Below are 13,370 nucleotides of genomic sequence, written 5' to 3' on the forward strand. Positions count from 1 at the left end.
TTCAAGTTAATCTTTCAAGTTGATAGACGTCGTTAGCGTACCTAAGGGCGTTGTTGTGGAAGCGGCGCGGGAACCCGAGGGAGAGAAAAAGGAAATAAAGTTCAAGTTTTCCCTCGATGAGAAGAAGGTGATCGGTACCTTTGGGGACGAGCTCAAATGGGGTGCAAGACTCGTCAAGTTTTTGAAGAATAACTCCATAGACGAGGCATCTATAGTGCTCAATGGACTGAGCGCTGAAAAAGTCACCATAGGCGCAAGGCTCGCATTGTACCGCTTCAGGAAGTACGTAAGTTCTTCCGACGAAAAGGAACCCATCCTACACGTTGTTGGCAAGGAGCATGAAGAGGAGGTGAATCGCGCGAACTCGATCTGCGAAGCCGTGGAGCTCGCGAGGGATCTTGCTAACGAGCCCGCCATCTCAGTTCCGCCACTGACATTTGCTCAGGTGGCGAAGGAGAAATTAAAGGGCCTTCCCGTCGAGGTTGAGGTATTAGAGGAGGAAAGGCTTCGGAAAGACGGCTTCGGTGGCATAATAGCAGTGGGAAAGGGTTCCGCCAATCCGCCGGCTCTATTGGTCATGAGGTATAACGGAGGTCAAGGAAAACCCATTGTGCTGGTGGGTAAGGGAGTCGTCTTCGATTCAGGTGGGTTGAATCTGAAGGTAGGAGGCGGCATAAGGAGCATGTACATGGATAAAAGCGGCGCAGCAGACGTTGTTGGGGCCGTCTACGGCGCCGCCAAGCTCAAGTTGAACAGAAACGTTGTAGGAATCACTCCCTTGGTTGAGAACATCCCGTCAGGAACGGCGATAAGGCCTGGAGACATAATCAAGATGTACTCAGGAAAGACCGTGGAGGTGGCAAACACCGATGCAGAGGGGAGACTGATCTTGGCTGACGCAATTTCCTACGGGAAAACCTTCGACCCTCAGGAGATAGTAGATCTTGCCACCCTAACTGGGGCGCAAGTCGTGGCCCTTGGAAGCAAGGTGGCAGCAGTAATGGGAAACGACGATCACTTGGTCAGCTCCCTCATAGAGAGCGGAAAGAGGACGGAGGAACTTCTCTGGCAGCTTCCGCTGTTCGATCTCTACGAGGAACTGGTAAAGGGAGAAAGGTCGGATCTCAAGAACATCAGCGACACCGGCGAAGCCGGTAGCATAGTGGGCGGAACGTTCCTCAAGTTCTTTGCCGAAGGCACGCCCTGGGCCCACGTAGATCTAGCAGGGCCCGCGATGCTCAACGCTGAGTGGGAGTGGATGAACAAGGGAGCTACCGGCTTTGGCGTGAGGTTGCTGCTGGATCACCTGAAAGGTCGAATGGTTTTTATTTGAAGCCGCTAAGGCTTTATGAACGATCAGCGTTCTCCCATGAGCGTGGAGGAGCTAAGGGTACTTGACCTTAACGCCGCGTGGCTTGGCCTTTCTCCCTCGCTTCTGATGGAAGCCGCCGGTGAGGCGGTGGCAAGGGAACTCGCTGCCAGGGTAAAGGAGGGTTCCTCGGTTCTGGTGCTCTGTGGCTCGGGCAACAACGGGGGAGATGGGCTTGTAGCGGCGCGCAGGCTTTCGGCCATGGGATATGACGTGACGGTTGGGTTAACCTCAAGGGCTGAGGAGCTTTCGGGCCCACCGAAAGAAAAATTCGAACTTCTATCTCGGCTTTACACCGTGAAGGTGTTTGAAAGGGCTGACGCCGAGACCGTTAAGCGCCTGATTTCGAGCGCGCAAGCGGTCATAGTGGCACTGGTCGGAACGGGAGTAAAGGGACCCCTCAGGGAGCCACTCCGCTCCATCGTTATGGTGGTAAACGCAAGCAATGCCTTCAAGTTGGCCGTTGATGTACCAGCCGGAATCGATCCAGACAGCGGAGAAGATGGAGACGTCACCTTAAAGGCGGACCTGACCGTTACCATGCATGCCCCAAAGTTGGGGTTTGGACGCCACCGTTTAAATTACGTGGTGGCTGACATCGGGATACCTAGGGAAGCGGAAACCCTCGTGGGTCCAGGCGACGTTTTCGTGGCGCTTCGGGCTAGAAAACCAACTGCCAAAAAGGGAGATATGGGCAAGCTGCTCGTCATAGGTGGGGGAAGGTACTACACGGGCGCGCCGGCCTTGGCGGCTCTCGGAGCCATGAGGACTGGGGTAGACCTAGTAGCTGTTGCCACGCCAGAGTGCGCAGCCCCCACAATTCGGTCTTACAGCCCCGCCATAATAGTGCACCCACTCAAGGGAGAAGTGCTGACCGAGGAATCGGTTTCGGAGCTCTTGCCCCTAATCGCGAGATATGATGCAGTTGTGTTCGGCATGGGAATAGGAAGGGAACCGGAAACCATGGGCGCCGTGCCCAAGATCATAAAAGAACTCAAGAGGCTTGAGAAACCCTATCTCATAGATGCCGATGCGCTTCACGCTCTACCAGAAAACCCTGGTGGGGTGCTCACTCCGCACGCCGGCGAGTTCGCGGCAATGACGGGTTCTAAGCCTTCCGAGGAGCCGGATAGGGGAGCTGACTTCGAGCGTTTGATGGCGGTAAGGGTGAATGACGTCATGAAGGCGTCGCTGAGGCTTGGATCCGTTATCTTACTCAAGGGCAAGTACGATGTCATAACAGATGGAAAGAGGTACAAGCTCGACGGTACGGGCAATCCAGGCATGGCCGTAGGAGGAGTCGGCGACGTGCTATCAGGCGTCATAGGGGCGTTTCTCTCTTGGAAAAATGAACCCTTTAGGGCGACCTGCGCGGGCTCTTTTGTGACCGGGGTGGCCGGCGACATAGCGGCCTTAAGAAAGGGCTATCACTTGCTTGCCACAGACGTCATAGACTCCATTCCCGATGCGTTTTCCAAGTATTGGCCGGGATACCGATTCCCCTTGCCGAGTTAACTTCCTAGCCGTTGTCTGCGTAAGAAACTAAATTATTAGAGATACCCTAAGCGGCGCTCGCAAGCGTTAAAAGCTTGCACATGAAGGTGACATGGACGCGGAAAATCCCCTAGTTACCATAGCGCTGGCCGTGAAGAACAACGCGAGAACCATAAGGGACGCTCTTCGCTCTTGCTTCGAGCAGACTTATGAACCCAAGGAAGTCATTGCTGCAGATGGCCTCTCTACGGATGGAACCCTCGAAGAACTCAAGCGGTGGCCTTTGAGGCTCCTCTTGTCAGACGAGGGGCGTGGCCTGGCCTACGCTAGACAGCTCCTTCTGGAGCATGCAAGGGGAGAATACATCCTGTGGGTAGACGGCGATCACGTACTTCCCCCGGATTTCTTGGAAAAACAGGTCGCATACCTCAAAAAGCATCCAAACGTGGGAGCCGTTGAGGGAATCACTTATCCGTACGACGGAGGGCTAGTGGCGTTCGTTGAGGGAATTACCTGGACCGTTTCGGCATTTAGAAGAGCAAGGCTGGGTCCCACGCTGCCCTCTGCGGGTACGGCCGCCACGCTATACAGAAGGAAGGCCGCTGTGGAAGCGGGAGGATTTGACTTTCGCTTTAAGATCGCGGCAGAAGATGCCATGATAACGAGGGCCATGCGTGAGAAGGGCTGGTATTTCGCGGTTAACCCTGATGCTTGGGTTTATCACGCGGCGCGCTCATCCTGGAAAGGGCTTTGGAAGGAGTACTTTTGGTGGGGATATGGTGCCTTCTTGGTAAGGAAAAAGTATCCTAGCACCGTGCGCCCTTGGCGTTTTTATCCTCCGATGGCCTTGGCGTCAGGCATAGTGAACGCGTTGAGGGCAGCGAAGTACACGGGAAGCGCGGCATCACTCGTGATTCCCGTTCACTACCTCTACAAGAGAACCGCGTGGACGTACGGCTACCTCAAGGCTAAGGGCTCTTTGGGATAGGCTTAAGCGTTATAACGGTCTCATACTCGATGAAGTTGAGCGTTACGAAGGAAGATGTGCTGCGCGCTCTCTCGAAGGTAACGGATCCGGAGCTGAACATGAACTTAGTTGAGCTCAAGATGATAAAGGACGTCAGCGTATCGGAGGGAGATCATCCCAAGATCAGCGTTACGGTTGCGCTAACCACCGATACTTGTCCTCTCACTGACACAATTGAGGACGACGTCAGATCCGCGCTCGTGGCGCTAGGCGCATCTGAAGTCGAGGTTCGCACGGTAGTCATGACGAAGGAGGAACTCGACGAGGTAACCCAGATAGTAAGGAAGAGGTATGGGGACGGCGCGACTTACAGCACCGCATCTAACATACCCGTTTACGGTCACGGCGACATCATGAAGATAATCGCTGTGGGATCCGGAAAGGGAGGAGTAGGGAAGTCGCTTGTGGCCGTTGCGCTGGCCTCCGAGCTGAGAAGGGAGGGATTCGACGTAGGAGTGTTAGATGCGGATATAACGGGGCCAAGCGTGGCCGAAGCGCTGGGACTTGAAGGACAGGAGCCCATGGCAGAGGGAAACAAGCTCCTTCCCTTCATCACAAAGAACGGCATAAAGGCTGTCTCCATGAACCTCCTTTTGGACAACCCAGAGGGGGCAATCATATGGAGGGGCCCTCTCATAACCAAGGCGATCCAGCAGTTTTACTCAGACGTCAAATGGGGAAAGCTTCACTACCTCATAATAGACATGCCTCCTGGCACAAGCGATGCCGCCATAACGATCTTCCAAAGCATAGTAGTTGACGGGGTGGTAGTGGTTTCCTCGCCTCAGCACGTCGCGAACATGGTCGTTAGCAAGTTCGTTAACATGGCTAAGCAGGTCAACGTCCCCATACTCGGCCTCGTTGAAAACATGGCCTACATGAAATGCCCCAACGGCGATATCGTGTATCCATTTGGCGCTCCCAAGGGTGAGGAGGAGGCGAAAAGGCACCGCATCCCGTTCTTGGGCAGGCTACAGGTAGATCCCATGATGGCTGAGCTAATGGATAAGGGAAGGATCGAGGAGTACGTATCGGAAGACCTCAAACAGATATCAAGAAACCTCAGGCTTCAGGTTCAGCTCGTGAAGCCGAGGAGCAATCTTCGTCCAGATTGGCAGCTTAAGCTCAACGCGTGACTCTGGGAAAGGCTAATTTGCGGTCGCAAAATACAGCGAGAGGAGGTAAGACTGGGACCACTGGATAGCGTTCTCGTGCTAGCGGCATCGCTTGTAACGCTGTACGTTTCGACTGAGCTTCTTGTGGATTCCTCGCGCAAGATAGCCTCTTACGCGGGCTGGTCAAGCGAGGCCATAGGTGCCATACTTATATCTTTGGCTACTGCCATGGATGAGATAATAACTGGCGCCATCTCGGCCGTTGATGGCGTCCCCAAGCTGGGCATAGGAACGCTTCTCGGGTCCACCGTGGTAGTGACCACTTTCGTCCCATCGTTGCTAGTGATACTAAAGGGTGACGTGAGCACCAGGGGAAACCTGAGCGCGAGGGAGGCAATTACTTCATCGTTTTCAACGGCGCTTGCGATCTCGCTTTTATTTGCTGGAGGCCTCAACAGATACACTGGGTTCTTCCTTGTGGTTCTTTACTCGCTTTACGTCTTTTACGTGGCCAGGGGAGAGGCTAAAGATGTGGCAAACCCTCCCTTGAGGCCTCCACCAAAAAAGCTTGCGGCAACTACCGCCGTGCTTCTTGGATCTATAGTACTCATATACGTGTCTGCCAAATTTTCCGTCGTGGCCTCAGTGAACATTGCCACCAGATACTTAATACCCGAGTTTGTTGTGGGCGTTTTGATACTGGGATTGGGTGTCGAGCTGCCCGAGATCATGGTTTCCATCATCTCTTCAAGGAATGGGGAAAGCGGAATGGCGTTAAGCACTATCCTTGGCTCAAATACCGCGAAGGCACTGCTGGGATTGGGAGCGATGGCCGCTGTGGGAGGCGACATGGTGCTGCCGATCAGCCAGCCCGTGGTGTCCTCTGCTGTTTTTGCGCTGGCCTCTCCATTGCTACTTCATGCATCCATGAGGGGAGGACACAAGCTTAATCGCCTTGATGCGCTACCATTGCTCGCCATATATGCCCTGTACGTGGCGTTGATAATACTATGAGGCGTTTAGCACCGAATTTGAGTTAACTCCCTCTTGGGTTTGGCCTCTCGACGAACCGCCACACTTTTTATCGATCAAAACAATAAGATATGGAAAGCCTTTTCGTTGAGACGAGGGGAGAACTTGACATAGTCAACCTTACGGGCGAGCTTGAAAGTAGAGTGGTTGGCCTGCCAAGTGGCATGCTTTTTGTGTTTTTAAAGAGCACAACTTCAGGCCTATTTATTAACGAGGATGACCCAGCTCTGCTTGAAGATATAAGGGACATGATATCTCGCCTTGTGCCGAAGAACGCGAACTACAGGCATAACTCAACGTGGGGTGATGGTAACGGTCACTCTCACCTAAGGTCCCTGCTTCTAAGCAGCGCCCTAGCTCTCCCAGTCGAAAGGGGCCGCTTAGCACTTGGGACATGGCAGAACGTTTTCCTAATAGAACTTGACGTGCGTCCAAGGAGGAGGGAGCTGTTGCTGTCGTTTATGCCGGAGGACGAGAGCTTTGGGCGTTGAGTTCAGAGAGCTTAACGGGCGCGACGAAGATCTGGATGAAGCCCTTCGGATATACGAGGAGTCGTTCGGAAACTCCCCCACATCAATACCAGTTGAGTTCTTGCGCGGGATAATTGGGCGGCGCGCGGGTCCGCGCCTAGCGGTGCTGAGGGATGGGGTGGTTGTCGCCATGGCGATCTTCGCCCGTTTAGATAGGGGAAGCATAATATGGTATCTGGCGGTTGACTACAGATATCGGAGAAGGGGGCTCGGCAGTCAGCTCGTTAAGTCCGTGTCAAACGTTCTCTCGGGTGAAGTTAAGGCAGGCCCTGAAGCATTTTTGTACGCTGAGTTCGAAGACAAGATTGTTCCGTTTTGGAAGGCCAACGGTTTCTACGTCCTTCCGATTCGTTACTATCAGCCTCCTATGAGGGGTGCGTGGGTGAGGCTAAACCTGGGCGTCCTTCCTCTCCTTCCTCGCTCTTCGCTTACGAGCAGCACGGTACGCGACTTTATTTACGAGATTTACACAACTGTGTACAAGGTAAAGGACCAAAACGACGAACACGTAAGGCATGTACTTGAAGATTGCTCAAGATTGGGGAAATTGACGTTCAACCTAACACGGCGGGGGGAATACGCGTATAGGCCACGACGGGCGCTTATGCATGAAGATATCGGTGGGTTTATGGGTCTTTGGGAACATGGCCGACAGGTTCATGTCCGGCGGTTATAGGGACGCAGTTGATCCGGTGAACGTCCTTTCCGAGATCAACGGAGTTCAGGGAATAGAGTTCAACCTCTCTCCTGGCCTCGAGCCGCAAGCGCTTGTACAGAAAGCGCAAGAAATGGGCCTGAAGGTAGCGGCGGTGGGCGTTGACCTTTTTTCCAGCAGGAAGTGGGCGCTCGGGGCCCTTTCTTCACCGGATGACGATATCAGAACGCAGGCCATAAGCGAGACACAAAAAGCCATGGATCTGGCGGCAGAACTCGGCGCGGTCGTAAACGTGTGGGCGGGTCAGGACGGATACGATTACCCGTTTCGCACGGACTACCCGCGGGCTTGGTCAAACATGGTGGATTCCATAGCGCGCATAGCGGATCACAACCCAAAAGTTAAGGTGTCCATAGAGTACAAACCCAAGGAGCCCAGAGCGCGCGAGATACCCGCCAATATGGGAGAGGCGCTCCTCATGGCAGAGGAGGTTCAACGCGATAACGTTGGTGTGACGATCGACGTTGGCCACTCGCTGATGGTAGGGGAAGGGCTTGCCTTTGCGGCTTCGCTTGCCTTGAAGCATGGCAAGCTTTTCCACCTTCACTTAAACGATAACCTCGGATCAGGAGATGATGACCTAGATTTTGGCGTCGTTCACGTCGTGGATTTCCTTGAGATGCTGTCATGGCTTGAAAAGCTGGGGTACGATGGCTGGTATTCCTTTGACCTCTTCCCGTATCGCGAGGACCCGTTCAAGGCGATTGAAAGCAGCGTTAACAATCTGAAGAAGTTAGGCGAGCTCTCGAAAAGGGTAGGAGCGGACGGATCGTTTCTATCCAAGCTATAGGCGGTTGCCTCGAGCGCGCTGCCTCTAGGTTACCTGCGCTCTTGCGTCTTAGTGAGCTAAGCGCGAGTTTAAGAGACCACCAAAGCGCCCTTTGCAGCTGGCCAGCGCGTTAAGGCGCATGAGCAACGGTCGTCCTATGAGGCGGACGTGCTCTTTCATCATACAGCGGTTCCAAACCAACTTTTTTTCATTAAGTTGCAGCACTGCCGGATGGTATATGCCCTCTTGCAACCAAAGCACGTCGAAGCTCAGGTCCTTTATGGACTCAACCACCGATGGTATCTCATGTGAAGGCCTGAACACGTCAACTACGTCTATGTGCTCGGTTCCAGCGTAATCTGAGGGCCGGTTTAATACCCTCACGCCTTTTATTTCGGAGGCAAACGGATTTACGGGCACAACGCGATAGCCCTTCGACATCAAGTAGAGCGGGACGTGACCGGAGGGCTTCCGCGGATCCCTAGACGCCCCTATAACCATTATTACCCGCGCACGCGTGAGGATGCCCTTTACGTCTTCGTCGCTTAGGCCATCCCACGGGATCTCCTCGTTACTCATGGTCCAACGGTTAAGGCTAGGTTGCAGCATAAAAAGGTTAAAGAGCTAAGGGGAGATCGTTTGAGTTTTAAAGGTAATATCTGATGACGAGGGACAAGCGCGGGGAATCCCTAATAATAGCAGCCAGAGGGCTCAGAAGTTTTTCCTTCGGATACATGAACGTCGCCATACCCATTTACTTTGCAAAGCTTCATCTAAGCGCAGTTCAGATTGGGCTAATTTTCACGGCGGCGTCGGCCTCTTCGGCCGTGTTGATGCTGGTCTTCAGCTACGCCGGCGACGTTTACGGAAAGAAGCCCCTGCTTGTCATGCTTGCCTTAATCATGTCTCTTTCCGGCGTTTTCTACGCGCTTTTCCGCAACCTCGCCTTGATAACCCTGGCTGCCGTGTTCGGAGGCGTCGGAGGGGGAGGAGGAGGGGGAGCGGGAGGGGGTCCCTTTGCGCCCCTTCAAAACGCGCTGCTCGCCGAGAAGACAGATGATAAGAACAGGACTTACGTTATATCCGTGGCATCTACGGTGGGTTCATTATCAAGTGCCTTCGGCACGCTCTTGGCCTTTATACCAAGCGTGATGGGATTTTCTGGATTTCGGGTTTTGTTCATCACAACAGCGGCCTTAGGGGCCGCGCAGGCCTTTGTGATAGGGAGCGTTCACGAGGATAAGCCCAAGGGCCGCGCCGCCGTAAACAGGGCCATAAGGAGAAATGCGTCGCTTATAACGAAGTTCTCGCTAGCTGGCGTGTTCTCTGGGTTCGGAATGGGACTCATATCTCCCTTCTTTCCATATTGGTTTTACGTTCGCTTCGGGGTAGATCTAAATGAGCTCACCCCCGTGTTCTTCACGTCCAGCCTTGTAAATGCCGCCTCCTATCCACTGGCCGCGCGCATGGCTCGCGTACTTGGCTCAATCAAGACCATAACCCTGACGCGCATCGCTGGCATAGTGGCACTGGTTGCCATACCGTTATCTCCCACGTACTTGGTGGCTTCCGTTGCTTACGTCCTAAGGGGGGCGCTGAACAGCATGGCAATGCCAGTGAGGCAGTCGTATACCCTTGGCGTAATTGACGAGGAGGCCCGGGCAACGTCGCAGGGGGTATCGGGTATAGCGCGTAGGGCAAGCACGGTTGCTGCCCCGACTCTGACGGGCTACCTCATGGAATACATATCCATATCGTTGCCTCTTTACTTAAGCGGGGCTTTTTTAGCGGCCAACGCGGCCCTGTATTGGGTTTTCTTCCACAACGTTAAGCCGCCAGAGGAAAGAGAGACAAAGCACGATAGCGAGGTGGAGCGAGCGCTTTGAAAGAAAATCGCATAACGCACCAATGAACTAGCCCACGCTGGCGAGTGGAGCCTCGTGCGGCGGTCGCGAGAGTTGATCCATCCCCTTCAAGGAGACTTCTGCCTCTTAAACCCGATTAAAGTTAAAGACATGGAAATCGCCATTTTTCCCATAGCGGTACCAAAAGCGTGTAGTCGCAACGTTTTCAGACCAAAGGCAAAACACCTCATTGGCCTCCTACTGCTTATAAGGAGGGCGGTTACTCTCTTAACATGCTGGTGGCTTACGCCGTTGCGCTGGCCATGATCCTCTTTGGGCCGTTAACCGCCTTCTACTTCGTATGGGTAGCCATAGGGCTGAACAAGTTCAGCTCGGTGTTTGCGTTTCCCTATGGAGGACCGCTAGATAAGGTTGATCCCAGGGTTAAGTTGCTCATGGCCATAACCCTTCCCGCCATGTGCGATGTCGTAAGCCCAGCATATGTCTTGCTGCTTCTTGCGTTTGTCCTGATGCTTTACGCCTTTACGCCCCGCGTAAGGGATAAGTACGCGTTTATCTTTCCGCTTATAGCCGCCACAGTAATCCCTGCGGCGTGGACGGCGTCAATAGAGTTCAGACCCCGCATGGGCTATGGCTACGAGCTACTTTTGCCTAGCTCGTTGAGGGCCCTTGGCGTAAGCGGTTTCTCCGCGGTTGGTTTTCAGTTCGGGTTGCTGTCTGGATTGAGAGATTCCGTGGCGGTTGCTAGCGCTTTCCTCATAGTTTTCAGCTCGTCTCCAGCTGACATCCTTAGAGCACTGGTTAAAAGTAAGGTTCCCGTGGAAATGGGTTTCATACTGACCGTTGCCTTCACGGCGATACCTAGGATAATCGATCAGATATCCGCTACCTTTGAAGCGATGAGAAGCCGCGGCCTCTCTTGGAGGCAATGGACCGCCCGCCGTCCATTGAGTATAGTAAGGGTGGTATTTGCGGGATTGCTCGGCATAGCAAATGTGGTCGTGCTATCCATAATGAGCGCCCAGAGCCTAGCCATTTCAGCAGACCTTAGAGGGTTCAGGTCCGGTAATAGAAGAAGCTATTACAAGGACGTAAGCTTAACACCCTTGGACGCGGTCCTCATCGTGGTGCTTCTTTCAGTTTGGGTTGTTTCGTTCCTCATTAAATGACTACGCTTTTATATGGCTATGGGCTTTGCTTATGTCAGCTAATAACGTTGATGAGAAAGTGAGGGAGCTTATCAAGAGCATGAGTTTGGAAGAAAAGATGGCTCAGCTCAGCTCCGCGTGGGCAGATGAGCTCCTTGAAAACGGCCAATTCTCAGAGGAGAAGGCAAGGAACCTCCTGAAGAACGGAATAGGCGAGATAACCCGCATATCCGGCAGGGGCTTCAAGCCAAAAGACGCCGCGAGCGTAGTTAACAAGATACAGCGGTTTCTTATAAATGAGACAAGGCTGAAAATACCGACCATAATCCATGAAGAATGCCTTGCAGGATTGCAGGGACCATCATCTACCTGCTTTCCACAATCCATAGGGCTTGCCAGCACTTGGAGCGTTCCATTGATGAAAAAAGTTGCGATATCCATAGGAAAGCAGGTGAGGACCGTCGGAGGTAGGCAAGGTCTTGCGCCAGTCCTTGACCTTGCGGTTGACCCGAGGTGGGGAAGGACCGAGGAGACCTACGGTGAGGATCCCTACCTCGTCTCCTCCATGGGAGTTGCGTACGTGTCGTCTCTTCAGGCGCAGGGCGTAGCCGCAACCGGAAAGCACTTCGCGGGGCACGGATCCTCCGAGGGAGGGAGGAACACCGCACCCGTGAACGTCTCCGAGAGGTTCCTGAGGGAAAACCACTTGAGGACCTTTGAAGCAGCCGTGAAGCTGGCAGGATTGCAGACCATAATGCCAGCTTATCATCAGATAGATGGGGTGCCATCTCACGCCAACTCATGGTTGTTAAAAGGGGTCCTCAGAGGTGAGTGGGGCTTTAAGGGGGTCGTTGTGTCCGATTATGAGGGGGTCTCCCGGCTCAAGACCACGGAAGGGATTGCCGGAAGCTTGCAGGAAGCGGGAATCAAGGCGCTAATGGTAGGCGTCGACGTGGAGTTGCCAACTGGAAGGTGCTATCACGAGCTGGTAAGCGCCGTCAAGGAGGGCCTAATCCCCGAGAGCGCCGTGGACGCGGCCGTTGAGAGGGTACTGAGACTCAAGTTCCAGCTCGGCCTGTTCGACAATCCGTATGTGGACGAGTCTCAGGTCCCAGAGAGCCTAGACACGCCTGAGGACAGGAGCCTTGCGCTCGAAGCAGCTAGGGAGTCTATTATACTTCTCAAGAACGAAGGGGTGCTTCCCTTAGGAAGGAAAGCAAAGATAGCCGTGATTGGCCCTAACGCTGCGGACGCGAGGAACTTGCTGGGAGACTATCACTATGCAGCCCACGTAGCGCTCAAGGAACCCACGGTTAAGGTAACGAGCATCCTAGACGCGCTAAAGAGCAGGGTCTCTTCTGTTCTCTACGCTAAGGGATGCGACGTAGCGCTTCCATCTAAGGACGGCTTCGGGCAGGCCCTTGAGGCAGCCAGGCAGGCAGACGTGGTCGTGGCCGTTATGGGAGACAGGTCTGGGCTTCCGCAATGGGCCTGGCATGGCGGTAAGTACGAGGATTACCAGAACACGGTCGGGGAGGGCATCGACTCCCACGACCTCAAGCTGCCGGGAGCGCAGGAGGACCTCCTCGTGGAGCTCGAGGGGCTTGGAAAGCCGCTCGTTTTAGTGCTCGTAAGCGGGAGGCCCTACTCCATCCCCAACCCCTCTTCCATATCGGCCATCCTCGAGGCCTGGCTTCCGGGAGAGGAGGGAGGGGAGGCGATCGCCGAAGTGCTTTTCGGCGAGGTCAACCCAAGCGGCCACCTTCCCATATCCTATCCAAAGTCCGTTGGCCAGCTCCCCGATTACTACTACAGGAGGAGGTCTTCCATGGGCAGCTACGCCTTCACGGACTCCATGCCCCTCTACCCCTTTGGTCACGGCCTGTCCTACACGACCTTCTCCTACTCCTCCCTCTCCGTCACGCCGCAGGTAAATCCGGGCGGCGTGGTTGAGATATCGTTCTACGTCGAGAACTCTGGAGGAAGGGAGGGAAAGGAGGTCGCCCAGCTCTACGTCTCGAAGCCGATTGCCTCGGTTTCAAGGCCAGCAAAGGAGCTCAAGGGATTTGCGAAGCTGTCGCTTAAGCCCGGCGAGAGGAGGAAGGTCACGTTCCGCGTCCCAGCCGAGATCCTATCCTTCTACGATGACCAAATGCAGCTCATAATAGAAAAAGGTCAATATGTTGTTGAGGTCGGATCTTCATCAGAAGACATTAGGCTAAGGGGAGATTTTGAAGTCAGCGCATCGGCACGGTTACTCATAAGAAGAGCGTTTAGTTCAAGCGTCTCAGTAGAGTGAAGACGAA

12 protein-coding genes are annotated in these 13,370 nt (G+C 54.0%); 11 read left to right on the forward strand and 1 reads right to left on the reverse strand.

Features of this window, described 5'->3' with window-relative positions; genetic code table 11:
• Positions 1-19: 19 nt before the first annotated feature.
• The 8 genes from PRZ02_RS02940 to PRZ02_RS02975 all read left to right on the forward strand — a co-directional run bounded on the left by PRZ02_RS02940 (position 20) and on the right by PRZ02_RS02975 (position 8,072).
• Complete coding sequence (locus tag PRZ02_RS02940; RefSeq protein ID WP_449464347.1) at positions 20-1,333, forward strand: leucyl aminopeptidase family protein; 1,314 nt, start codon at positions 20-22, stop codon at positions 1,331-1,333.
• A gap of 15 nt (positions 1,334-1,348) precedes the next feature.
• Positions 1,349-2,884 (forward strand): NAD(P)H-hydrate dehydratase, encoded by a 1,536-nt coding sequence (locus PRZ02_RS02945; protein ID WP_449464348.1) that lies wholly within the window; start codon positions 1,349-1,351, stop codon positions 2,882-2,884.
• A gap of 91 nt (positions 2,885-2,975) precedes the next feature.
• A complete protein-coding gene (locus PRZ02_RS02950) occupies positions 2,976-3,851 on the forward strand; it encodes a glycosyltransferase (RefSeq protein WP_449464349.1) in 876 nt (291 codons plus the stop codon).
• A 35-nt stretch (positions 3,852-3,886) separates the two neighbouring features.
• Positions 3,887-5,026, forward strand: coding sequence for a P-loop NTPase (locus tag PRZ02_RS02955; protein ID WP_449464350.1), 1,140 nt, complete (start codon positions 3,887-3,889; stop codon positions 5,024-5,026).
• 75 nt (positions 5,027-5,101) lie between these two features.
• The gene (locus PRZ02_RS02960; protein ID WP_449464351.1) at positions 5,102-6,019 is read left to right on the forward strand and encodes a sodium:calcium antiporter; all 918 of its coding nucleotides are present in this window, start codon (positions 5,102-5,104) and stop codon (positions 6,017-6,019) included.
• 89 nt (positions 6,020-6,108) lie between these two features.
• A complete protein-coding gene (locus PRZ02_RS02965; protein WP_449464352.1) occupies positions 6,109-6,528 on the forward strand; it encodes a secondary thiamine-phosphate synthase enzyme YjbQ in 420 nt (139 codons plus the stop codon).
• A complete protein-coding gene (locus PRZ02_RS02970) occupies positions 6,518-7,243 on the forward strand; it encodes a GNAT family N-acetyltransferase (RefSeq protein WP_449464353.1) in 726 nt (241 codons plus the stop codon). Before PRZ02_RS02965 ends, PRZ02_RS02970 begins: the two co-directional genes overlap by 11 nt.
• Entirely contained in the window at positions 7,176-8,072 is an 897-nt protein-coding gene (locus PRZ02_RS02975; protein WP_449464354.1) for a sugar phosphate isomerase/epimerase family protein, read from the forward strand. Before PRZ02_RS02970 ends, PRZ02_RS02975 begins: the two co-directional genes overlap by 68 nt.
• 48 nt (positions 8,073-8,120) lie before the next feature.
• Here the strand turns inward: PRZ02_RS02975 and PRZ02_RS02980 are convergent, their stop codons facing one another.
• Positions 8,121-8,630, reverse strand: a complete 510-nt coding sequence (locus PRZ02_RS02980; RefSeq protein ID WP_449464355.1) for a CoA-binding protein — start codon at positions 8,628-8,630, stop codon at positions 8,121-8,123.
• A gap of 83 nt (positions 8,631-8,713) precedes the next feature.
• On the opposite strand from PRZ02_RS02980, the gene PRZ02_RS02985 reads away from it, so the two are divergent.
• The 3 genes from PRZ02_RS02985 (at position 8,714) to PRZ02_RS02995 (ending at position 13,363) form a co-directional block, all read left to right on the forward strand.
• Positions 8,714-9,937: an MFS transporter gene (locus tag PRZ02_RS02985; protein WP_449464356.1), complete on the forward strand. Its 1,224-nt coding sequence runs from the start codon at positions 8,714-8,716 to the stop codon at positions 9,935-9,937.
• A gap of 251 nt (positions 9,938-10,188) precedes the next feature.
• Positions 10,189-11,085 carry an energy-coupling factor transporter transmembrane component T family protein gene (locus tag PRZ02_RS02990; RefSeq protein ID WP_449464357.1) on the forward strand — a complete coding sequence of 299 codons (897 nt, stop codon included), beginning with the start codon at positions 10,189-10,191 and terminating at the stop codon, positions 11,083-11,085.
• A gap of 31 nt (positions 11,086-11,116) precedes the next feature.
• Positions 11,117-13,363, forward strand: coding sequence for a glycoside hydrolase family 3 N-terminal domain-containing protein (locus tag PRZ02_RS02995; RefSeq protein ID WP_449464358.1), 2,247 nt, complete (start codon positions 11,117-11,119; stop codon positions 13,361-13,363).
• Positions 13,364-13,370 lie beyond the last annotated feature (7 nt).

The organism is Tardisphaera saccharovorans (assembly GCF_046635845.1).
Classification (GTDB): Archaea; Thermoproteota; Thermoprotei_A; order Marsarchaeales; family UBA168; genus UBA168.